A 22,876-nucleotide genomic window follows, 5' to 3' on the forward strand; every position below is an offset into this window, starting at 1 on the left:
CTATAATTAAACTTTCATTTTTGGATCAAGAGCATCCCTTAGTCCATCACCAAAAAGATTAATGCCGACAACGGTAATTAAGATAGCTAAACCAGGAATCGTAGCCATATGAGGATTTAATACTAGAAAATTCTTTCCGTCTTGGAGCATGCTACCCCAAGAGGCTGTCGGTGGCTGAACGCCTAAACCTAAAAAGCTTAATGAGGCTTCTGAAATAATGGCACCTGCAATGCTCATTGTGGCATAGACAATTAATGGTGCAATGCTATTTGGTAGTATATGATGGAAGATAATCCGGCTATGTTTTGCTCCTAGTGATCTAGTCACTTCGATGTATTCAGACTGTTTCACACTTAGCACTTGGCCGCGGACGACTCTTGCAAATCCGGGGATGTTTCCGATACCGATGGCAATAATGACGTTCATTAGTCCTTGTCCAAGAACACTCATCAATGTAATAGCGAGTAAGATAAACGGAAACGCAGATAGTCCATCCATAATTCGCATGATGATCGAATCGAATTTTCCGCCAAAATAACCAGCAATAACACCTAAGAGAGAACCGATCACAGCGCCGAATAAAACAGCTCCGAGTCCAACCAGAATGGAAATTCTAGCTCCGTATACTAATCTACTAAAAATATCCCTACCATAATTATCCGTCCCTAATAGATGGCCTTCTGCTCCTATTCCTAACAGTGTTTTCGTTACATTCATTTTGTCAGGAGAATGCGTGGCAATAACAGGGGCAAAGATAGCCGTTAAGATGAGCAGCAACATGATGAACAACCCAAAGGCAGCAAAACGATTTCGAATCAATTTTCTGAATAAAGAACGTTCATTTGTTTCAACCACATCGGTCGTTTGTAAAATTGCTTGGCTTTCTGCCATTAGTTCGTACCTCCTTTACCGTATTTGATTCTTGGATTAACGACTTTATATGAGATATCAACGAGCAGGTTGACGACTACATAAATCAATGCAATGAAGATGACCATGTTTTGGACAACAACAAAGTCTCTTTTTCCAATCGCATCAATAATTAATAATCCAATACCTGGCCAACTAAAGATCGTCTCCGTTAAGACAGCCCCACCTAACATGGATGAAATTTGCAGGCCTAATACGGTAAGTAATGGAGTTAAGGCATTTTTAAAAGCATGCTTGCAAATGACAAAAAATTCATGTAACCCTTTTGAGCGTGCTGTCTTTACATAATCTTGTGAAATGACTTCTAACATGCTAGATCGTGTAATTCTAGCAAACTGTGCAGTTGGGATCGTGGCTAAAGCAATACTAGGCAAGATTAAATGGCTTATAAAGTTACCTATTCCTTCATCCATTGATCCCATTCCTGTAGCAGGGAACCAGCCTAAATTGACACTAAAGAATAATACAAGCATGATTCCGAGCCAGAAAATCGGCATGGAAACACCCATTAGCGAAAAGGTTGTAAAAGCATAATCGAAAATTGAATTTTGCTTTCTAGCGGCAATAATGCCAGCTGGTACACCGACTATAATAGCAATGAGCAGGGCGCTAGCAGCTAGTATGACGGTATTCGGAAAACGTTCCATAATCAAATCGATGATTGGCATATTATAAGTTAGCGAGTTTCCTAAATCCCCTTGAAGTAAATTACCTATATAGTCAAAAAATTGAATATATAATGGGTCGTTTAATCCTAATTTTTCTGTTAGAGCTTCTATTTCTGCTGCACTAGCTTGAGGTCCAAGCATTACAGCTGCAGGATTCCCCGGAAGCATTCGGGTGATTAAAAAAATAATAATCGCAACAATCAATAAAGTAGGTATCATATTAAGAATTCTACCTAAAATATACTTTCCCATTCACGCTACCCCCTCTAAATTTATTCACTATTTGAAATATTAACTTACTATTTGAATAAAACATAGTTTATCATTTGATTAATTTTTTGTAAATAAGTGCTTATTAGCAATAATTTTTATTTTCTAATTAATCGAAAAATAGTATTTACATGATTGTAATATTTGTGGTAGATTTGTATTCAATATATGAATACGTGATTCAATATTTAAAAAGACTTTCTTCGATAGGTAACCATCTTATCTCTATTGAAGGAAAGTCATATTTTGGTTGATTGATTTTTCTTCGAGCCTACAGCGAAGAAAAATCTTTTTGCACTTATCGGATCTTACGTCTATGAAAATAGTCTTCTTGTTGAGGGGTCCGTTAAGTAAAAATATAAAAATAATACAAGGAGGTTTTACAATCGTGAAGAAAATGAAGCATGTAGTATTATTACTTACTCTTATTTCTATTGCTTTAGTGATTAGTGCTTGTGGTGGAGCGTCACAAGATAAAGGTTCAGAAAATAGTAAAAATACTAATACCGAACCTAAAAGTGGTGGAGTCCTAAAGGTTGGCCTTGCCTCAAATCCTAATACGTTAGATCCTATTAAATATACAGGGGCGTATGAGTCACAGATTATGAGATCGGTCGGTGACACTCTTGTTGTATATAACCAAGATTTAAGTGATTTCTCACCGTCATTAGCAACGGAATGGACTCCTTCAGAAGATATGAAGTCTTATACGTTTAAGCTAAGAGATGACGTCTATTTCCAACCAGGAAAATATCAAGATGGTCGGAAAATGACGGCTGAAGATGTGAAATATAGCTTAGAGCGTTCTGCAAAAGAATCTGCTCTAGGTCGTTTAGATGGCGTTGAAAGTGTTGAAGTAACAGGAGAATCAGAAGTAATTGTCCACTTAACAGCACCAAACGCTTCTTTTTTAGCTATGTTAACTGATGTTGGGAACATTATTATTCCTAAAGAGGAAGTAGAAGGCTGGGGTGACCAATTCGGTGCTAATCTAGTAGGAACGGGTCCATTCCAATTTAAAAATTGGCAAACAGACCAAAAAGTAGAATTGGTTCGTCATGATAAATACTGGGGTGAAAAACCGTATCTTGATGGTGTCACGTATCAAATTATTAAAGACCCGAACATGATGACAAATGCTCTTCGTTCTGGCGATATTGATATAGCGACAGACATTAAAGGTCAAAACCGTCAAGTTATCGAACAAGATCAAAACCTTGAGTTATTATCAGAACCAGGATTGGCTATTGATTATCTTGATTTAAATAATATGAGTGGTCCAACAGCGGATCCAAAAGTAAGAGAAGCGATCTATAAAGCAACAAATGTAGAGGAAATTGTAAAAGGTGTAAACCAATGGGGCGGCGGTACAGTCTCTTATGCGCCAATTCCAAAAGGGTCTTGGGCATATAGTGAAGAATTAGAAAAACTAAAGCCAGAATATAATCCTACTGAAGCGAAGAAGATTTTAGCGGAAACCGATTACGCGAATGGATTTAAAACAGAGCTTTACGTATTAGAATCACGCGTTCCATATGCAACGATTTTCCAAGCACAAATGAAAGAAAACTTAAATATTGACGTTGATATTAAAGTGACAGAATGGGGAACACTTAGTGATATTGCTGCTAAAGGAAAAGCGCCAATGTATATTGGAGGCTGGTCATGGTATCCAGATCCATTCTTCTTCCTAAATAAAACATTCCATTCGAATCAAATTGGTTCACTTGGTAACGGTAAAGGATACAATAATCCAGAAGTGGATGCGTTGTTAGACAAAGCCCTTTCAGACACAGTCGAACAAGGAGAAAGAGCGAAGTTATACCAAGAAGCAATCAAAATTATCATGAGCGAATATCCTCGTGTTGAGCTTGATAATCTTGATCAAACAGCTGCAGTTACGAAACATGTTCAAGGGTTTGCGGTATCAGCAGATGGTACAATCAATATCGTAAAACCAAACGGTACAAACGTATGGTTGAGTAACTAATATGAGAAAAGGGAGTCCCTAAAGTGAAGGTGTCAGACCCATCAGCAATATATCTAGCCAGATTTGAGTTTCAAGTAATCTAGATGTAATGCTGTGTGTGGGAGTTAGAACCTTTTTGGGGCTCCCCTTTTTTTATACGTACATAGTACTCCATAAAAAACATCCCATTATCTTAGAGAAAAGGGATGTTTCATTCATTCTTCTTCCTTATAAAACCGCTCGCCTGTTTCCGGATGGAAGTATACAACTAGCTTTTTCTTCGTAGTCGGATCGATCGATACTTCTTTCGTGCGGATGAAGCCATCAGGGACGTTTTTTCCGTGTTTTGTTTTGAAGCGGCGGTCCCAAATGAACCAGGAGCCGATAATGATGATAAGGAGAATGATTAATTGTACACCGTAAAAGCCGAGAACCCATTCCATTTGTTTTATTCCCGTTCTGCGATGACGGCTGTTCCGTACGCAACGATTTCACTCATGTTTTGACCGATTTCTCCAGAATCAAAGCGCATCATGATGATTGCGTTAGCCCCCATCACTTTTGCATTTTCCACCATTCGATCCATCGCTTGCTTGCGGGCATCTTCAAGCATTTCTGTATATTGGTTAATTTCTCCGCCTATAAGTCCTTTTAAAGAAGCAACGATGTCTTTACCGATCCCTCTTGCTCGTACCGTTAAGCCGAATACAGGTCCTTTAATTTCTGTTACTTTGTAGTTGGCGATATTTTCCGTAGTGACAATGATCATGTTACATGCACCTCATTTTAAGAAAAGTTTATACATTATACCTTTATTCTACAGTTTTATTTATATGCCCGCCATCTTTAAGGTGAATTAAACCACTATTAAAAAAGGAAACTAGAACATTTAGATAAACATTTTTTACATGACTACGCTATGAAATTTCAAAAACAAGGTAAAACAGTGTATAACAAAAGGGTGTGAAAAAAGTTTTGGATACAAAGAACTATTTAGAATATTTCCGAGGTACCCGTATATGATGTAGTAGGGGGTGGGAATGATGGGAATTAAATTGATGAAAATCGGTGTCGTGTATTTTTTGATAGGCATTTTATTCGGATTGTACATGTCTGCAACACACGAGTTTGCATTAAAAACGGTCCATGTTCACCTTAATATGTTAGGGTGGATGTCGCTATCATTGGCTGGTATTTTTTATCATCTTTTTCCTCAGCTTGCTCAAACAACATCGGCAAAAGTTCATTTCTGGTTGCACAATATTGGTTTACCAATCATGATGATTTGTATTGCTTTAGCGATTTATGACGTAGGTGGCGAAGTATTCTTCCCGATTGCTACGATTGGGGGAGTAGTCACCGTTATCGGGGTGTGCTTCTTTGGGTATAATGTGTTGAAACATTTAAAGGTGGAGAGTAAATAAGTGAAACTTATTCACTAATATTAAGCTGAACTTCAGAGTTGATATCTTTTTAGGGTCTGACCTCGCACGCTAAATCAGTATGTAGTGTCTCGTACACATATCTTTTACTGTATTTAGTTGTTGCGGGGTCTGACCCTTGTCCGTGTCACTTAATAATAAGCAATGTTTTACATCGTTTCTCTTTGATTTGCTTTAAGGAGATCACGGATTTCTGTCAATAGCTCTTCTTCTTTTGTCATGGATGGGGGAGCTTCCTTGACTTTTTTCTCGCGTGTGTAAAGTTTATTGAACAGCTTAATAAATAAGAAAATCGAAATAGCTACTATGATAAAGTCAACGATCGTTTGAATAAAGATTCCATATTTTACTGCTTTATAAGATAAATCAGTGAAATCAATTACACCGAGCAAAAGGCTAATTAATGGCATGATGATGTCATTAACGAGTGAGGTAACAATTTTACCGAAAGCTGCACCGAGAATAACCCCGATTGCTAGGTCAATCACATTCCCACGCATCGCAAATTCTTTAAATTCCTTAATCATTTTAGATAACTCCTTTGTAAAAAGAATAAAAGAAATATATCATGTTTCGCATGATGATAACATGATATTGGTGAAATTAGTAAATAAGACTTACTTTAATTAGGTGGAAAAATAAGAGGGGCTTTTAAGGATGATATGTTTCCTTTTTGGCAAATTACTAGATTGTAAAAAAAATTTCATTTCTGCCGATACAATAAGTAAGTGAATGCGAGCGGAGTGTGATAGGTATGCAAATTCTTCAAAATGCTAATCTTCTATTACAAAATATTAGTGGGAAATCGGCAAAGTTACATGTCGGGGATATAGTACAAGTGACAGTGAAAGAACGGTTAAGTGATCAAGAAGCTGTTGTTTCTGTGAATGGGAAACTATTTACGGTGAAATTTGAAGGAGAAATCCCTAGTGAAAACCGTATTTCGATTGAAATTACAGGAAAGACAAATGAAGGCTCATTTCTAGTACGAGTTTCCGAACGAGATGCTAGTGAAACAAATATGCAGCAAAAAAACATTCAAGAACAACCTAAACAGCCATTAACTGATGCTGTAAAAGTGTTTACTGACAAAGGAATTGTTGTGACAAAAGAAAATCTTGCTGCTCTTAAAAAATATTTGAATAATGATAGCGGAACAATTGACCAAAAAATGGCGACATTGAAGATTATTGCGGACAAACAAATCCCGATAACTGATCTAAGTCTGAAATCTGTTCATGAAGCATTACATGGCCCGGCCATTTCTGATACATTATTTTCGATTTTGGATAAGATGGATGCCCCAGTGCAAGAGAATATGCCCCAACCTAATGCAGACGATAAGATATCTGCCCCGGCATTATCGAAAAATCTAGCAAATGAGTTGAGTGCTAATCAAAAAGCCAACGAGGATTTTTTAACAACCGTTCAGCCTGCAAATCGTCAACCAATAGAGACTTCTAATCCTAATCATGCAGAAGGAGAGATATCTCCTGTCATCTCAGAAATGGAAATGAACACGAAACAAATCTCCGAAACAGAAAATTACTTAATAAATGAAGCTGTTCAAAGTTTAAAAGTAGATTCAAAGAACGTTATTGTGACGGAAATAACAGAAAAAATGGCGCAAATGGCTATTGATTTTAAAAAGGTACGTCAAGAGATTAGTAGAAACTTAGATACGATCACAAAAATGGTTGAACACCGACATGTACAGCCAGCGAATGTTCAGCAAATTATGGAGTCGACGATTCATAAACTAGATAAAGCAATTTTACAGAGCGATTTCCTTTTATATGCGGATATGGGGACGGAAAAAAAGCTGTTATCAGCAAGCTCTCAATTAGCAGAAGCGAAGAAATTTCTTGAACAAGGTGAATATGCTAAGGCACACCAAATTGTTAAAGAAGTGAAAGCCAATGTAGAATCGATCATTTTCAAGCCATCGGATGTAAAAATAAAACATATGATTACGGATAAGTTTCCAATTGAATCACAGTCTTCGACAAAACAAGTCGCCAATTTGATTCACCAAACGGTTCAACCGTTTACTGAAACGGGTTCAATATCAAGAACCGTATACGAAATGGTTCGTAAGCTTGGGTTAACGCATGAGACGGAAACAGCCGTTACGCTGATGACTAAGTCTGGTCATCAAGAACCGAATCAAAATAATGAGAACTTGAAAGCAGCTCTATTGCGGCTTATACGGAGTGAGGATGTCAAACCGCATCTACAACAGCAGGCTGAGCAAGCCGTCCAGCACATCACAGGGCAGCAGCTACTTAATAAACCGGATTCTTCTGGACTGCAAAATTTATTCTTTCAGATTCCGTATTTACTCGATAAACAAGTGGAAAACGTGAAGATTTATCTAAATTCGCGCAAAAATGGCGAGAAGGTCGATTGGGAAAATTGTCAATTAATTTTTTCACTTGAAACGAAGAAGCTAGGTGAAATCGGCGTTGTCCTAACGGCGGCTAATCGCAAGGTCGGCCTCTCTTTTAAAAGTGATAAGGAAGAGCTCCAAAGGATTGTGAGCGATATGACTGAAGTGACGAAAGAACGCTTTGCTGATATTGGGTATCAATTGAATGCAATCGGCGTTAAACCGGCAGAACTTATAGAAGAAAATAGGGCTGCTAAGGCAATTGTGAAACCGGAAAGCCGCGAAGCACTGCAAAAAGAGAAAGGTTTTGATTTTTCAATATGAGGCAAACACAGTATTTTCATCCGAAAAAAGTCCGGACCATGAATGGACCAACTGCTGCGGTGATAAAATATGATAACAATCAAGAGGTAGCGCCAACGATTATTGCCCAAGGATCGGGACAAGTTGCCAAAAGGATTATTGAGTTAGCGCAACAGAACAATATTCAAATGCAGGAAGATGAATCGTTAATCGGCACATTGCTCAATATTGATCTTGGAGAATCCGTTCCACCACAGCTCTATGCAGCTATTGCGGAGATTTTGCTTTTATTAGAAGAAATCGAGAAAAAATACTAGATTTGCTTACATGAAAAGGTGATATATATGGATGTTCAACGATTAACAAGAACCACGCCTTCTAAGCTGGCATCAGTGCAGGAAGTTGCAAAAGGCTCCATCCAGTTTCAATCTGTGATGGATAAGAAACGTCATGAAATAAATTATGAGCGATTAACGAAGAAAGTAGCGGAACTTGAAATACAGGGAAACAAACTCGCAGAAAACAGCACGGTCGATAATCTCCGTAAATATAAACGAATGATTAAAGACTTCATGGATGATGCTGTAAAAAATGGGCTTGAACTTCAGGAACAGCGTGGTTTCAATCATAGAGGTTCTACGAAAATTTATAAGCTTGTTAAAGAAGTGGACAAGAAAGTGATTGAACTTACAAACGAAGTGCTTGATAAAGAGAAAAATGGATCTAATATCCTAAACCTAGTCGGTGAAATTAAAGGAATGTTAATCAATATTTATACTTAACTCTGCCTTAAATAGAGCAGGGTTTTCTTTTGTTCATTATCTATTAATAAAACCTAAATTTTCTCAAGTTTTCTCCGATATATATGATAACTATACGAATATTGGAGGCAAATGCGATGTTGGAGAGCCTTTCTACGAATGTCCTTTCCTCGCAACTTAGAACAGCCATCTCAGAAGGAGTCAGTTCATATTATCAAAGAGAAATAGACACGATTGTCTATAGTGAAAAAGGGGCAAAAGAAGCGAATGATCCATCCAAAAAGCAAGTACTGGATGTTGTAGAAAGCCTTAATCAATTTCTGCAACCCACTCATACTTCTGTCCGGTTTGAGTTTCATGAAAAATTAAATGAGTATTACGTCAAAGTTGTGGATGATGATACAGACGAAACCGTTCGCGAAATCCCATCAAAAAAACTATTGGACTTCTATGCGGCTATGACAGAATTTGTTGGTATTATGGTAGACGAAAAAATATAAGCAGGTGATGAATAATGGTACGAGTTAGTGGACTAGCAAGTGGTATGGATATTGATGAACTCGTTAAGAGTATGATGCAGGCGGCACGCGTGCCGATGGATAAATTAACACAAAAGAAAACCTATTCGGAGTGGCAGCGGGATGACTACCGTTCGATGAATACAGCATTGCTCGAGCTTGATACGCTTATTCGTGAAGGAATTGGGATGCAGAAATCGTTTATTAAGAAAACAGTAAGGGTTTCGGATCCAGAAGCGATTTCTGTGAAAAATATCAATTCTACAAGTGATTTTTCGGGAACTTTGAAGGTTGATAATCTTGCAACAGCTGCGACGATGTTCAGTAAAAACAAAACTTCGGTAGATGATCAGAAAAAAACATTAAAAGACTTGGGATTAATGTTAGATGGGGAATCCCAAACTATTACAATACTAGCTATTAATAAAGATGGAGGCTTTGATACAGAGGTCCAGAAAGATGAAAATGGCAAAGATGTCATGGTGAATAAGCCATATACTCTTACAATCAATTCTACAGATACGCTAGAGAGTGTTATAAACAAGATAAATGCAGACTCTGGAGTTACCGTTTTTTTTGATCAGCAAACACAAAAGTTCTCAATGACGGCTAAGAATACTGGGGATGTAAAGACTTTAGCAGAAATTCAATTAAAGGGCGACCTCTTTACGAAAACCATGCAATTGGATACAACGAGTTATCGAGCGTTTCAAAGTGGTAGCGGGTCAGTCGGTACAAATGCTTCTGTAATCTACAATGGTTTGAAAATTGAAAGGTCTTCCAACACCTTCACGATTAACGGTGCGGAAATTACTTTGAAAAAGGAGACTACTGATCCAGTTACTTTCTCTTCAACAGCAGATGTCGACGCAATCCTAGATACAGTCACGAAGTTTGTAACTAAATATAATGAAGTTATTGCAAAAATTAAAGATAAAACTGGTGAATCTAAATATCGAAGCTTCACACCTTTAACTGCGGAACAAAAAAAAGCGATGACCGAGGATGAAGTCAAGCTTTGGGAAGAAAAAGCGAAGAGTGGGACATTAAAGAATGATTCTACCCTCAAGAGCTTGTTAACTACAATGAGGTCTTCCCTTTATACATCTGTTAGCGGATTGAATGGAACGGATTCCTTAAGCAAGCTTGGAATTACAACTACAAGTAATTATCTAGATGGTGGGAAATTAACGATTGACGAAGATAAACTTCGTGCTGCAATTTCTGAAGATCCAAATGCTATTTATAATTTGTTTATGAAGGAAGATAGTAAAAAAGACGGTAGTGAAACAGGAGAAATGGGTTTAGCTCGTCGATTAAGAGCTAATCTTAAGGCATCTATGGCAACAATTACTGAACAAGCGGGTAAAGCTGGTTCCCTAAATAATAATTTTACAATTGGAAAGTCACTTAATAGTTTGGAAACAAGAATCTCAGCGTTTGAAGCGAAATTAACGAAACTAGAAACACGTTATTATAATCAATTCACTGCCATGGAAAAAGCAATTCAAAGAGCGAATAGTCAAAGTGCTTCGTTGATGCAATATTTTAGTTAAGAGAAGTAAGAAAGGAAGGTTGTACATATGGCCATAAATAATCCATACCAATCTTATCAACAAAATTCTGTGAATACAGCGTCTCCAGGTGAACTGACTTTAATGTTGTATAATGGCTGCTTGAAGTTCATGATGCTTGGGAAGAAGGCTATTGAAGAAGGCAATATTGAAGAAAAAAATAAGAACCTCCTTAAGGCGCAAAATATCATTCATGAATTAATGGTCACATTAAATATGGATGTCGCTGTGTCCAAGGATATGATGACCCTCTACGACTTCATGAATCGCCGCCTTATTGAAGGGAATATGAAAAATGATCTTGGGGCGATAGAAGAAGTTGAGGGATTGGTTAAGGAATTCCGTGATACGTGGAAAGAAGCGATTCAAATGAATCGAAAAAATCAGTTTACTCAAAGTGGGCAGGTATAATGTCGCTTCAGAAATTCAATGATTGTACGATCGAATTGTTATCGATCTTAAACCGTCAAGAATTAGAAGAACGTGATGATACAATCAAGCGGATTATCGAACTGCTCGATGAGCGGGAAGAATGGATTCATCTTATCAATCCGCCTTTCACTGAAGAAGAATTACAATTAGGACGCCAAGTAGTTCTTCTTAATCAACAGGTTGATAAGTTATTGCTGTTGCATAAACAAGCGATTCAGCGAGATATTAGACAGTTAAATGAAAAGAAGCAGACGTCGGCCAGATATTCAAATCCTTATGATAATATTTTAGTTGATGGGGTTTTTTACGATAAAAAAAATTAAGCGGTGAATAAAAAGGGGGCTCATAAATGTCAGACCTCACACTCTTGCAGGATCTGACACTTAGGGGCACTCTTTTTTCTGTGACAAGGGTCGACTTCGCAAAATTAGCTCCGCACTGCCTCTTTCGTAAGGTGATATTTTCTTGGGAACCTGAACCTTTTTTCATCTTTGGGGTGGCAGCAGAAATTCACGAATGTTTTTACGAATGTAATTGTGAAATCGATCACGAATAATCGTAGAATCCTGCTAGGCTTGTATAGAAGTAAGATCCGGTTTTACGAGTAATAAGGAATTTTTACATTGTTGGCAATCAATGTTTGTGAGCGGTTTAAACTTAATCTTTCTTCTATCTTTTCTGCTATGTTCAAAATAACAATATTGTCTATTACACTCACAATATTTCTGTGATTTAACTAAATGAATATGACCATCTATTTCTACAGTAGGTACATATAATTGATTCATCATTCCTTTGAAACCTCCATACTCGTTCCTTTCATTAATTGGATAATTCTTTATTAGTTCTCCTAATATAGGTATATTTATAGTTATAATATGTAATATTATTACTTTATTTCCCTTTTTAGATACTAGTTACTATATACCTTATGATCAATTTTATCAAGAGTGATATAAGTATATAGAATTATCTAAACTTTTAATGCTCTTCAGTATTAATTTTATGTAAAGATTGTTATAATAAAGATGGATACGAACCCCACTATTAATCCAATTTTCTATAGTTTCTTCATGAACTTGGCAAAACTATTTGTTTGTGAAGGAAATGCATAGGGTATCGTAGAACTATATCATATAGTTTTTAGAAGGAGGACTCACTTTATGGACTATAATATTCGTGGTGAAAACATTGAGGTAACTCCAGCAATACGGGAATATGTAGAGAAAAAGATTGGAAAATTGGAACGGTATTTTAGCAATTCACCGGATGCAACGGCAATGGTGAATTTACGAGTGAATCATAATACATCTAAAGTGGAAGTAACGATCCCAATGACGAATTTGGTGCTCCGTGCAGAAGAGGAAAATGCTGATATGTATGCAGCCATTGACTTGATTTCTGACAAATTGGAACGGCAAATTCGTAAACATAAAACAAAAGTAAACCGAAAATTCCGTGGTACAAATACGAATGCAGCTGATGTTTTTCCAGTGTTTGAGGATAAAAACAATGCACCGATTGAAGAAGACGAACTTGAATTAGAGGTTGTCCGCAATAAGCGTTTTGACTTGAAACCAATGGATAGTGAAGAAGCGATCTTGCAAATGAATATGCTTGGTCATAGCTTTTTCGTCTATACGAATTCAGATACAAATACGACAAATGTTGTGTACCGTCGTAAGGATGGCCGCTATGGTTTGATTGAACCAAGCTAAATAAAATAAGTTAAATTATACAAGGCCTGATTCTTTCTTAGGAGAGAATCAGGCCTGTTATGTTTAATAAAAGTTATATGATTTAGGTATCATCTGTCGGGATTTAGCAGTAAGCATCCGATGTATTCCAAGGCACTAAACAAATACGGAGAAATTTCTGTATAATATAAAGATAAATACTAGATTTAAGTCTTAATGGAATTTTAACATCATCTGTATCCTTAATAATATATTGGTAGAATATCATCAAAAAGTAATATCTATTTTGATTTTGTAGCCCTTCCTATTAGATGATAAGACAGGGCATGTAACCGTATTGCTGTGGAATAAAGTTCTTTTATTCAAAATAATATTATTGGTTTTAGGCTACTAAAGTAGGGGAAAAGAATATTTCATTAAAATCTTAGTCATGATAATAATTGTTCCTTGATTATCCCCTATGTCTGATACATACGAATTTAGGTAGTTAGTGATGTGTAATGTATAAAAAAGACGTTAACTTGAATGTGAAAACTACATTTGTAGGAATTAGAGGAGAAAATACAGTTTGAATCTTCACTCCTTAATCATATTAGTAGCATAGAACATTAAACTGAAATTTCTCTAGATAATGTTGAAGAGAACTATTTAACCTATTATTCCATCAACAGTGTGCCAATGGTTCATACAGAGTAGTCCATGATAAAGATAGATTATTAGAAGTAGGTGTAGTGAAATATGAAGCAATTAAATATTTTTATGGCATTTTTTAGAGTTGGCATGCTTGGTTTCGGCGGAGGTCCTGCTGCGATACCTCTTGTGCAAAAAGAGGTAGTTGAGAAATATAAGTGGATGAATAATGAAGATTTTGGTGATGTCTTGGCGCTTGGAAATGCGCTGCCGGGTCCGATTGCGCCTAAGCTAGCAGGCTATATTGGGTACCGTGTTGGCGGTTTTTGGGGCTTGCTTAATGGTGTGTTTGCATCTTGTGTTCCCACCATACTTTTAATGATTTTGCTTTTGAAAAGCTTGAATGCTTATAAAAATCAAGCGTGGGTGACAGGAATGTCACAAGCAGTCGTTCCTGTTGTCGCTGTGATGCTGCTAACTATGACTTTAGACTTTTTAAAAAAATCAGGTTCATCCAGTATCGGCTGGCTGTGGACGATTGTCTTCGTTTTGCTCGGGTTTGTGTTTATGGAACTGTTAAATGTGCATCCAGCTATTATCATTTTTTCCCTGCTCATTGGGGCACTATTGAAGAGAGGCCCTGTTTCTGAACCTAATAAGGAGGCGGGAAAGTCATGATTTATTTGCAGATTTTCTGGGCTTTTTTTATATCAGGTATTCTCGGCTACGGTGGTGGTCCGGCATCCATTCCGTTAATTGAAAAGGAGGTAGTCGACAGATACGGTTGGTTTACTGTTCATGAATTCAGTGATGTGATTGCCCTTGGGAATGCACTCCCTGGCCCAATTGCTACCAAAATGGCAGGCTATATTGGATTTGAACAGGCTGGTATACTGGGCGCTATTATTGGGGTATTCGCTTCAGTCGCTCCTTCTCTCATTTTAATGCTTGGTCTACTCAGTATTTTAAAGCGTCACAAAGAATCCCCTCGAGTGAAAAGGATGACAGTCGTCGTTCGTCCAATCATTGCTGTCTTGCTAGGGATGATGGCTTATGATTTCTTTTTCACTGCATATGAAGGAATCGGATGGATTCAGACACTAGTGATTGGGATTATTAGTTATTTTTTATTGGGTAAATTGAAGGTTCATCCTGCCTATGTAATCGCAATAGCGTTAGTATATGGAGCTTTTTTTCTTGGTTGAAAAAGCTCCTTTGATGTTTTACAAGGATATTTCATTTTATGATCCAATTCTTATAAGCATCCATCTAATGGTAAAACTTAATGACTTAAAAAATAAAGATAATAGTGGGATTTTGAATATAAATATTGTATTGAATGATGCAAACGATAAATACTAATCCCCTGTGAAACTAGATGGGGACAACAACGGACTTTTAAGGTAGTTAATTAGAAGTCTCCCATTATGATGAAGGATGTTTGTCTAAGTTTTGGACAATATTTGACGAACCAAAAGTGTAAAACCAAGAGACGTAGTCGAAAAGATCTAGATCATATGTCATGAATATTGATAAGGTAAATATAATATATTTACATAAAAATTCTTTCAATCATATATTTCCTAATTTGTTCTAGTTGAAAAAATGTAGAATTTAGTCGTAATATGTAAAAAAATAAGGTAAAATATTTAAATTTAATAGCATAAAATTACATAAAATATACCAAAAATTCTGTATAATCAAAGAAAATAGAAAATTCATATACAGAAAAAGGCAAACCTATTGAAAAATAGGGACGCAAAGTCGCGGGTCTAAGGTATTATATTGTGCTATGATGGCTGGACTGCCTGAAATACATAGTATTTTAGGAGGGAATGGGTTGGCAGATCTAATAGTTGATGAAGAATGGATTGAGCTAATGGTACAAGCTAAGGTACTTGGATTGACAAAAGAGGAAGTCCTTCGTTTCTTTGAGCAAAAAGCAACAGAAAATAAAAAAGATGAACCAACCTATCATACGATTTAAACGTATAAACCCCTTAAACAAACTGGTTTTTTACGAAAGTCCAGTTCGTTTAAGGGGTTTGTTTTGTTTATGGACACGGGGCGGGGCTCCGCGACGAACTAATATAGCCATCTACTAAGCAGAGATACGTATTTTATTAAGAAAGTACTTCGAAATCCGGCTCCGCACCGCCACCGTTGTGATTAGGTGAGTTTAGCGTGCTTCAAGGGATATCGTACATAGTAATTGGTGGTATGTTAACGTCATTCTGGATTTGTAAAGAGATAAAAATGGGATCATCCATACTCCAATCACTCTTCTTGCTTTAATCTCCATTTGTTAAATTCAATGAATTCACGGAATTGATCTTTGGATACACCGGATTTCATTGCCTCTTGAACAATATTCATCCATTCTGCGTCAAGCCCATCTTTGACAGGTTCATCGTGAAGGAGAGAATCAACAGGAATTTGCAGCACTAAGGCGATTTTTTCGAGAAACTGGATAGATGGGTTCGTTTGAAGGTTTCTTTCAAGGGAGCTTAAATAGGACTTGGCGACTCCCGCTTTTTCAGCAAGTTCTGTCATGGACATTCTATTTTCTTGTCTCAGTTTTTTTACGCGATCACCGATCATGTTATCTCACCTCAAAACTTTTCTGCAGATATTTTCATGCGTAAGGCTGTTAATACTTATTTTAACGTTTTCACGGTATTAAATCTATAAATTTTCATAATATCGTGAAGTTGTACCTGCACTTTATACATGGTAATATTAAGGGTGCACCTATTTAATATGAAATAAAATGGATATATTAATCCTTGATCTAGTGTTAATTAAATCTAAAATATATTTTCTTTTTTAATAAAGACTTCTATATAAAGAGGAGCGTTATTGAATGCTTAATATTTTAAATAAAGTGTTTGACCCGAATAAACGAGAAGTGAAGCGTCTTGAGAAGCTGGCTGATCAAATTGAAATGCTAGCGGATAAAACAGCTTCGTTATCAGATGAAGAACTGCGTGGGAAAACAGAAGAATTCAAAGAGCGTTACCAAAAAGGAGAAACGGTCGATGATTTGCTTGTTGAGGCATTCGCGACGATTCGTGAAGGAGCAAGAAGAGCATTAGGAATGTATCCATTCCGCGTACAGCTAATGGGGGGGATTTCCCTTCATGATGGTAATATTTCTGAAATGAAAACCGGGGAAGGGAAAACGTTGACTTCCACTCTTCCTGTCTATTTAAACGCGATTACTGGGAAAGGCGTTCATGTCGTTACTGTCAATGAATACTTAGCAAGCCGTGATGCGGAAGAAATGGGCAAGCTGTATGAGTTCATGGGAATGACGGTTGGGTTGAACCTGAACGGCATGTCTAAGGAAGAGAAGCAAGAAGCGTACAGTGCTGATATTACGTATAGTACGAATAATGAGCTAGGTTTCGATTATTTACGGGATAATATGGTTCTATATAAAGAGCAAATGGTACAACGACCTTTACATTTTGCTGTTATCGATGAAGTGGATTCAATCTTGATTGATGAGGCACGTACACCATTAATTATTTCAGGTTCGGCACAAAAATCAGCTCAGTTATATATCCAAGCGAATGCTTTCGTTCGTACGCTTACGTTAGACAAGCATTATACGTATGATGAAAAAACAAAAGGGGTTCAGCTGACGGAAGAAGGAATTAACCGTTCGGAAGCGGCATTTAATATCGAAAATTTATTTGATATTAATCATGTTGTTTTGAATCATCATATTAATCAAGCGTTAAAAGCGCATGTAAGCATGCATCTTGATGTCGACTATGTCGTGCAAGAAGGCGAAATCGTCATTGTTGACCAGTTCACTGGGCGTTTAATGAAAGGTCGCCGCTATAGTGATGGACTCCATCAGGCTATTGAAGCGAAAGAAGGCTTGGAGATTCAAAATGAAAGCATGACACTTGCAACAATTACCTTCCAAAACTACTTCCGGATGTATGAAAAACTTTCCGGGATGACGGGTACAGCCAAAACGGAAGAAGAAGAATTCCGTAATATTTATAATATGAATGTTATTGTAATTCCAACGAACCGTGAAATTATTCGGGATGACCGCGCTGATTTAATCTATGCGTCGATGGATGGGAAATTCCGTGCCGTAGTCGAAGAGATTGCGGAGCGGCATACTAAAGGACAGCCAGTTCTAGTTGGTACAGTAGCGATTGAAACGTCTGAGATTATTTCAAAGTATTTATCTAGAAAAGGGATTCCGCATAATGTGTTGAATGCGAAAAATCATGGACGAGAAGCTGAAATTATTGCGAATGCTGGTGAACAAGGCGCCGTGACCATAGCGACGAATATGGCTGGTCGTGGTACGGATATCAAACTCGGCGAAGGTGTGAAAGAACTAGGCGGTCTTGTGGTGCTCGGTACGGAGCGACATGAAAGTCGTCGAATTGATAACCAGCTTCGTGGACGTTCTGGACGTCAAGGAGATCCAGGTATGACACAATTCTATCTATCCATGGAAGATGAATTGATGCGTCGCTTCGGATCGGACAATATGAAAGCGATGATGGCGCGGCTTGGGATGGATGATACGCAGCCAATCCAAAGTAAAATGGTATCCCGTGCTGTGGAATCCGCTCAGAAGCGCGTTGAAGGCAATAACTTCGATGCACGTAAACAGCTTCTTCAATATGATGATGTGTTGCGTCAACAACGTGAAATCATTTATAAGCAACGTTTTGATGTGTTGGATAGTGAGAACTTACGCGATATCGTCGAGAATATGCTTGAAGCGAGCATTCAACGTAATATTGCTCATTTTGCCCCAAGTCCGGATGGTGAAGAATGGAACTATCAAGGCTTAATCGATTTTGTTCACGGCAATCTGTTCGATGAGGGTGAAGTAACAGAAGCTGATCTAACTGGCAAAGATGAAGCGGAAGTAGCAGATTTCATCCTTGCGAAAGTGAAAGAACAGTATGATATAAAAGAAGAGCAATTGTCACCTGAACAAATGCGTGAGTTTGAAAAGGTCATCGTTTTACGTGCAGTGGACAGTAAATGGATGAATCATATTGATGCGATGGAACAATTACGTCAAGGGATCCATCTTCGTGCATATGGTCAAATTGATCCATTGCGTGAATATCAGCAAGAAGGCTTTGCGATGTTCGAGGATATGGTCATGGCCATTGAAGATGACGTTGCGAAATATATTATGAAGTCAGAAATCCGCAATAATCTAGAACGTCAGGAAGTTATCCAAGGACATGCTGTCAATCCGAAAGAAGGCCCAGAAGAGGTGAAGAAAAAACCGCTTCGTAAATCGCCTGAAATCGGCAGAAATACACCTTGTCCATGCGGAAGTGGCAAAAAGTATAAAAACTGTCACGGAAATGTAGAGTAAATAGGAAAAGGGGGCGGTTTAGTCAATGGTTACCGTCTCTTTTTTCATTCGTGTAACAAAACTCCTATGGCGTTAAAACGATACCATTTACCATGAAGGATTAATCAGGTATCAAGCTGCACTCACCTCATCACAATGGTGGCGGTGCGGAGCCGGAATTTTGAGGTATTTTCTATAATAAAAAGAAGTATACCAGCTAAGAAGATTGGCTAGATTAGTAAGTCGCGGAGACCCGTCCCCATGTCCTTCATACAAACAAGAAGGAAACATGAAATACAGTTTGCGAATCCGTCTTTTTTTGCATATAGTTGTAGAGACTGATTACGTTTTTTTGAAAATAATTAAGAGGTGAATAGTATGGAATTAGCAGAAATTAGAAATGAACTTGAGAAAACAGCTAAGAAATTAGTGGACTTTAGGGGGTCTCTTTGACTTAGAAGAGAAGGAAGCCCGTATAGCTGAGTTAGATAATATTATGTCCGATCCAGTGTTTTGGAACGATCAGCAAAAAGCACAAGTTGTTATTAATGAAGCGAATGGATTGAAGGATCAAGTCAATCAATTAGCTGAACTGAATGAATCATATGAAAATCTTGAATTGACTTATGAGCTTGTAAAAGAAGAAAACGACGAAGAGCTACTAGCAGACCTTGAAGTGGAAATCGTCGAGCTTTCTAAACATATGAATGAATACGAACTTCAAATGTTACTAAGTGAAGAATATGATAAAAATAATGCCATTCTTGAGCTTCATCCAGGAGCTGGCGGTACCGAATCTCAGGATTGGGGCTCCATGCTTCTGCGTATGTATACTCGTTGGGGTGAAAAAAGAGGCTTTAAGGTAGAAACAATCGACTATCTGCCTGGAGACGAAGCTGGTATTAAAAGTGTGACTCTTCTTTTCAAAGGACATAACGCTTATGGCTATTTGAAAGCAGAAAAAGGGGTTCACCGTCTTGTTCGTATTTCTCCTTTCGATTCATCGGGCCGCCGCCACACTTCTTTCGTTTCTTGTGAAGTCATGCCGGAATTTGATGAGACCATTGAAGTGGAAATTCGTACAGAAGATTTAAAAGTAGATACGTATCGAGCAACCGGTGCTGGCGGTCAGCATATTAATACGACGGATTCTGCTGTCAGGATTACACATATTCCAACAGGTGTTGTAGTCACATGTCAATCTGAACGTTCACAAATCAAAAACCGTGCTCAAGCGATGAACTTCCTAAAAGCAAAACTATATCAACGCGAACTCGAGCAGCAACAAGCAGAATTGGATGAAATCCGCGGCGAACAAAAGGAAATCGGCTGGGGAAGCCAAATCCGATCTTACGTATTCCACCCATACTCGATGGTGAAAGATCACCGTACTAGTACGGAAACCGGAAACGTGCAAGCGGTCATGGATGGTGATATTGACGCATTCATCGATGCCTATCTGCGTTCAAAATTATAAGATTCAATAGATGATGGTCCATTAAACAGTGCAAACTGTTTAGTGGACCTTTTTTATTTGAAATGGATTTTTATTGTTCACTTTATTCCCCACTTTTGTGTTGCTGGGAGATTTATTGGATTATGTGCATAGCTTTCGTGAAATCTTATGATTAATTTCCCTGACATTGCAAAAACTAAGAAAGATCTGTAGCACAATAGTTGTTCAGCGTATACATTGAATGAAATTGGGTTCGCAGAGTCACATATTTGGACAGTATGCCCCACCTCTATGTGCAGAATGAAGAAACCCCCACTGATTGAAGTTTCACTTTATCCGGCATTAACGGGCAGTAAGCCCCCCACCTCATGGCTAAGAGGAATCGAAGAAGTGTAGGTGGGGGACAACTGCCCGTAAAAGCCCGATTGGTTCAGCTAACAATCAGTGGAAAACCCCCACTGATTGAAGTTTCACTTTATCCGGCATTAACGGGCAGTAAGCCCCCACCTCATGGCTAAGAGGAATCGAAGAAGTGTAGGTGGGGGACAACTGCCCGTAAAAGCCCGATTGGTTCAGCTAACAATCAGTGGAAAACCCCCACTGATTGAAGTTTCACTTTATCCGGCATTAACGGGCAGTAAGCCCCCACCTCATGGCTAAGAGGAATCGAAGAAGTGTAGGTGGAGGACAACTGCCCGTAAAAGCCCGATTGGTTCAGCTAACAATCAGTGGAAAACCCCCACTGATTGAAGTTTCACTTTATCCGGCATTAACGGGCAGTAAGCCCCCCACCTCATGGCTAAGAGGAATCGAAGAAGTGTAGGTGGGGGACAACTGCTCGTAAAAGCCCGATTGGTTCATCTAACAATCAGTGGAAAACCCTCACTGATTGAAGTTTCACTTTATCCGAATACCATTTACATGGGTCAGATCCCGGTGCTATACTACTTTGAACGATTTGAATCGTAAACAAAAGCGTGGGCAAAGAGGTTGAAGGGAGTACCCGTTAAATGAGAAAAAGATATCGAGAACCGAAGCATCCAGTGATTGAGAAATTGAGTGAGTATGGACTTGTAATCGTGGGGGCAGCCATCATTGCGATTGCATTTAACGTCTTCCTTTTACCGAATCAAATTGCTTCGGGTGGGGTTAGTGGAATTAGTACGATATTGACTGATATATTCGGCTTTGAACCCGCATATGTGCAGTGGGCATTCAATATTCCGTTGTTTATCAGTGGCCTGTACTTGTTAGGCATGCAATTTGGAGCAAAATCATTAGTTGGCACATTGATCTTGCCATTAATCGTCTTTTTGACAAAAGATTGGGATCCTTGGACAAACGATGCACTGCTCGGTTCAATTTGTGGTGGCATTGGGGTTGGTTTAGGTTTAGGAATTGTTTTTAGAGGTAAGGCATCAACGGGTGGTACAGATCTTGCGGCTCAAATTATCCATAAATATACGAATCTGTCCTTAGGAACTTGTGTAGCGTTAATTGATGGACTAATTGTGTTGAGTGCAGCGATTGTTTTTGACATTGAAAAAGGGTTGTATGCATTAATTGGCTTATATGTGACAAGTAAAACGATTGATATTATTCAAGTAGGTCTAAGGCGCTCTAAAATGGCAATGATCATTACGAATCATGAAGAAGAAGTGAGACATGAAATTATCCACGTACTAGACCGAGGTGTTACTAGATTATCGGGTCAGGGAGGATATACAGATGATTCACGACCGATCCTCATGTGTGTGATTGATCAATCGGAATTCACCAATTTGAAACAATTAGTAAAAGACGTTGATCCGAAAGCTTTTGTCGTCGTCATGGATGCTGCTGAGGTGTTAGGGGAGGGTTTTAAACACGCGTAACACTGGTATAATATTGGTGATGTGGATTATTTAACTAAGGGGGCATTTTAGTGAATAAAAAATTGATTACATTATTGCTAGGAACGACGCTTGCTCTTGCTGCGTGTGGATCGAATGACAACGCCAACAAACCAACAAATGAAGGTGGGACCACGACAACGTCTGCAGGTGAAGCAGATCAGATTTATAAAAACAAATGTTCAAGCTGTCATGGTGCGAATCTTGAAGGGGCATTTGGTCCTGAACTTAAGGCTATCGGCTCGACACTTTCTAAAGAAGATATTGAAACAATCATTAAAGAAGGAAAGGGCGGCATGCCAGCTAAACTTATTAAAGAAGACCAAGCTGCAATTGTTGCTGAATGGTTATCTGAAAAAAAATAACAACATAATGAATGACGTCTTGCTTAGGTGCAGGACGTTTTTTTGTTGTTTTTACACCCATTAGCTGTTAAAATTGGGAATTTACATTGAAATGAAACTGTAACATTTTTTATTACGGATTTGACAAACTTTGATGGTATAATGGCTTTTGTACAAACAACAGGATTGTTTCCTGTGGTTTTTTCGGTTTTTTTTAGAGAATTTGTCGAAATAAGATTTGTAAAACA

Annotated in this window: 23 protein-coding genes and 1 riboswitch; of the genes, 17 read left to right on the plus strand and 6 right to left on the minus strand. The window is 38.0% G+C overall.

What is annotated here, in order from left to right; genetic code table 11:
- Positions 1 to 6: 6 nt before the first annotated feature.
- Positions 7 to 891 carry an ABC transporter permease gene (locus HNP81_RS09805; RefSeq protein ID WP_182502524.1) on the minus strand — a complete coding sequence of 295 codons (885 nt, stop codon included), beginning with the start codon at positions 889 to 891 and terminating at the stop codon, positions 7 to 9.
- The gene (locus tag HNP81_RS09810; RefSeq protein ID WP_182502525.1) at positions 891 to 1,850 is read right to left on the minus strand and encodes an ABC transporter permease; all 960 of its coding nucleotides are present in this window, start codon (positions 1,848 to 1,850) and stop codon (positions 891 to 893) included. The genes HNP81_RS09805 and HNP81_RS09810 overlap by 1 nt, the downstream gene beginning before the upstream one ends.
- A gap of 415 nt (positions 1,851 to 2,265) precedes the next feature.
- On the opposite strand from HNP81_RS09810, the gene HNP81_RS09815 reads away from it, so the two are divergent.
- Positions 2,266 to 3,858: an ABC transporter substrate-binding protein gene (locus HNP81_RS09815; RefSeq protein ID WP_182502645.1), complete on the plus strand. Its 1,593-nt coding sequence runs from the start codon at positions 2,266 to 2,268 to the stop codon at positions 3,856 to 3,858.
- 194 nt (positions 3,859 to 4,052) lie between these two features.
- Here HNP81_RS09815 and HNP81_RS09820 read toward each other — a convergent pair whose 3' ends face one another.
- The gene (locus tag HNP81_RS09820) at positions 4,053 to 4,280 is read right to left on the minus strand and encodes a hypothetical protein (protein ID WP_182502526.1); all 228 of its coding nucleotides are present in this window, start codon (positions 4,278 to 4,280) and stop codon (positions 4,053 to 4,055) included.
- Positions 4,281 to 4,285: 5 nt separating this feature from the next.
- The gene (locus tag HNP81_RS09825) at positions 4,286 to 4,606 is read right to left on the minus strand and encodes a YbjQ family protein (protein ID WP_028393542.1); all 321 of its coding nucleotides are present in this window, start codon (positions 4,604 to 4,606) and stop codon (positions 4,286 to 4,288) included.
- A gap of 274 nt (positions 4,607 to 4,880) precedes the next feature.
- On the opposite strand from HNP81_RS09825, the gene HNP81_RS09830 reads away from it, so the two are divergent.
- Positions 4,881 to 5,261 carry a hypothetical protein gene (locus tag HNP81_RS09830; protein WP_028393543.1) on the plus strand — a complete coding sequence of 127 codons (381 nt, stop codon included), beginning with the start codon at positions 4,881 to 4,883 and terminating at the stop codon, positions 5,259 to 5,261.
- A gap of 167 nt (positions 5,262 to 5,428) precedes the next feature.
- Here HNP81_RS09830 and mscL read toward each other — a convergent pair whose 3' ends face one another.
- Entirely contained in the window at positions 5,429 to 5,806 is a 378-nt protein-coding gene (gene mscL, locus HNP81_RS09835) for a large-conductance mechanosensitive channel protein MscL (RefSeq protein ID WP_182502527.1), read from the minus strand.
- 227 nt (positions 5,807 to 6,033) lie between these two features.
- Here mscL and HNP81_RS09840 point away from each other — a divergent pair, with 227 nt between their 5' ends.
- The 11 genes from HNP81_RS09840 (at position 6,034) to HNP81_RS09890 (ending at position 15,570) form a co-directional block, all read left to right on the plus strand.
- A complete protein-coding gene (locus tag HNP81_RS09840; protein WP_182502528.1) occupies positions 6,034 to 7,992 on the plus strand; it encodes a hypothetical protein in 1,959 nt (652 codons plus the stop codon).
- Positions 7,989 to 8,288, plus strand: coding sequence for an EscU/YscU/HrcU family type III secretion system export apparatus switch protein (locus tag HNP81_RS09845; RefSeq protein WP_182502529.1), 300 nt, complete (start codon positions 7,989 to 7,991; stop codon positions 8,286 to 8,288). The genes HNP81_RS09840 and HNP81_RS09845 overlap by 4 nt, the downstream gene beginning before the upstream one ends.
- 27 nt (positions 8,289 to 8,315) lie before the next feature.
- Positions 8,316 to 8,753 carry a YaaR family protein gene (locus HNP81_RS09850; protein WP_182502530.1) on the plus strand — a complete coding sequence of 146 codons (438 nt, stop codon included), beginning with the start codon at positions 8,316 to 8,318 and terminating at the stop codon, positions 8,751 to 8,753.
- A 116-nt stretch (positions 8,754 to 8,869) separates the two neighbouring features.
- A complete protein-coding gene (gene flaG / locus HNP81_RS09855) occupies positions 8,870 to 9,232 on the plus strand; it encodes a flagellar protein FlaG (protein ID WP_182502531.1) in 363 nt (120 codons plus the stop codon).
- 14 nt (positions 9,233 to 9,246) lie between these two features.
- Positions 9,247 to 10,806 carry a flagellar hook-associated protein 2 gene (locus tag HNP81_RS09860; protein WP_182502532.1) on the plus strand — a complete coding sequence of 520 codons (1,560 nt, stop codon included), beginning with the start codon at positions 9,247 to 9,249 and terminating at the stop codon, positions 10,804 to 10,806.
- 27 nt (positions 10,807 to 10,833) lie between these two features.
- Entirely contained in the window at positions 10,834 to 11,235 is a 402-nt protein-coding gene (fliS, locus tag HNP81_RS09865; protein WP_182502533.1) for a flagellar export chaperone FliS, read from the plus strand.
- Positions 11,235 to 11,579, plus strand: a complete 345-nt coding sequence (fliT, locus tag HNP81_RS09870) for a flagellar protein FliT (protein ID WP_182502534.1) — start codon at positions 11,235 to 11,237, stop codon at positions 11,577 to 11,579. The genes fliS and fliT overlap by 1 nt, the downstream gene beginning before the upstream one ends.
- Positions 11,580 to 12,419: 840 nt before the next feature.
- The gene (gene hpf / locus HNP81_RS09875) at positions 12,420 to 12,974 is read left to right on the plus strand and encodes a ribosome hibernation-promoting factor, HPF/YfiA family (protein ID WP_028393552.1); all 555 of its coding nucleotides are present in this window, start codon (positions 12,420 to 12,422) and stop codon (positions 12,972 to 12,974) included.
- Between the two features lie 717 nt (positions 12,975 to 13,691).
- Positions 13,692 to 14,261 carry a chromate transporter gene (locus HNP81_RS09880; RefSeq protein ID WP_028393553.1) on the plus strand — a complete coding sequence of 190 codons (570 nt, stop codon included), beginning with the start codon at positions 13,692 to 13,694 and terminating at the stop codon, positions 14,259 to 14,261.
- Complete coding sequence (locus tag HNP81_RS09885; RefSeq protein ID WP_028393554.1) at positions 14,258 to 14,788, plus strand: chromate transporter; 531 nt, start codon at positions 14,258 to 14,260, stop codon at positions 14,786 to 14,788. The genes HNP81_RS09880 and HNP81_RS09885 overlap by 4 nt, the downstream gene beginning before the upstream one ends.
- Positions 14,789 to 15,306: 518 nt before the next feature.
- A riboswitch (cyclic di-GMP riboswitch) is annotated at positions 15,307 to 15,395 on the plus strand.
- Between the two features lie 28 nt (positions 15,396 to 15,423).
- Entirely contained in the window at positions 15,424 to 15,570 is a 147-nt protein-coding gene (locus HNP81_RS09890; RefSeq protein ID WP_084552469.1) for an anti-repressor SinI family protein, read from the plus strand.
- 290 nt (positions 15,571 to 15,860) lie between these two features.
- Here the strand turns inward: HNP81_RS09890 and HNP81_RS09895 are convergent, their stop codons facing one another.
- Positions 15,861 to 16,184, minus strand: coding sequence for a helix-turn-helix domain-containing protein (locus HNP81_RS09895; protein ID WP_028393555.1), 324 nt, complete (start codon positions 16,182 to 16,184; stop codon positions 15,861 to 15,863).
- Between the two features lie 262 nt (positions 16,185 to 16,446).
- Here HNP81_RS09895 and secA point away from each other — a divergent pair, with 262 nt between their 5' ends.
- The 4 genes from secA (at position 16,447) to cccB (ending at position 22,649) form a co-directional block, all read left to right on the plus strand.
- Positions 16,447 to 18,957: a preprotein translocase subunit SecA gene (gene secA / locus HNP81_RS09900; RefSeq protein ID WP_028393556.1), complete on the plus strand. Its 2,511-nt coding sequence runs from the start codon at positions 16,447 to 16,449 to the stop codon at positions 18,955 to 18,957.
- 357 nt (positions 18,958 to 19,314) lie between these two features.
- A protein-coding gene (gene prfB, locus HNP81_RS09905; RefSeq protein ID WP_235179217.1) for a peptide chain release factor 2 occupies positions 19,315 to 20,413 on the plus strand; the annotation gives its coding sequence in 2 pieces (ribosomal slippage) (positions 19,315 to 19,377 and positions 19,379 to 20,413; 1,098 coding nt in all).
- 989 nt (positions 20,414 to 21,402) lie between these two features.
- A complete protein-coding gene (locus HNP81_RS09910; protein WP_182502535.1) occupies positions 21,403 to 22,266 on the plus strand; it encodes a YitT family protein in 864 nt (287 codons plus the stop codon).
- Positions 22,267 to 22,316: 50 nt separating this feature from the next.
- Positions 22,317 to 22,649 carry a cytochrome c551 gene (cccB, locus tag HNP81_RS09915; RefSeq protein ID WP_028393559.1) on the plus strand — a complete coding sequence of 111 codons (333 nt, stop codon included), beginning with the start codon at positions 22,317 to 22,319 and terminating at the stop codon, positions 22,647 to 22,649.
- The last annotated feature ends 227 nt before the right edge of the window (positions 22,650 to 22,876 follow it).

Source organism: Peribacillus huizhouensis, from assembly GCF_014138605.1.
Lineage (GTDB): Bacteria > Bacillota > Bacilli > Bacillales > DSM-1321 > Peribacillus > Peribacillus huizhouensis.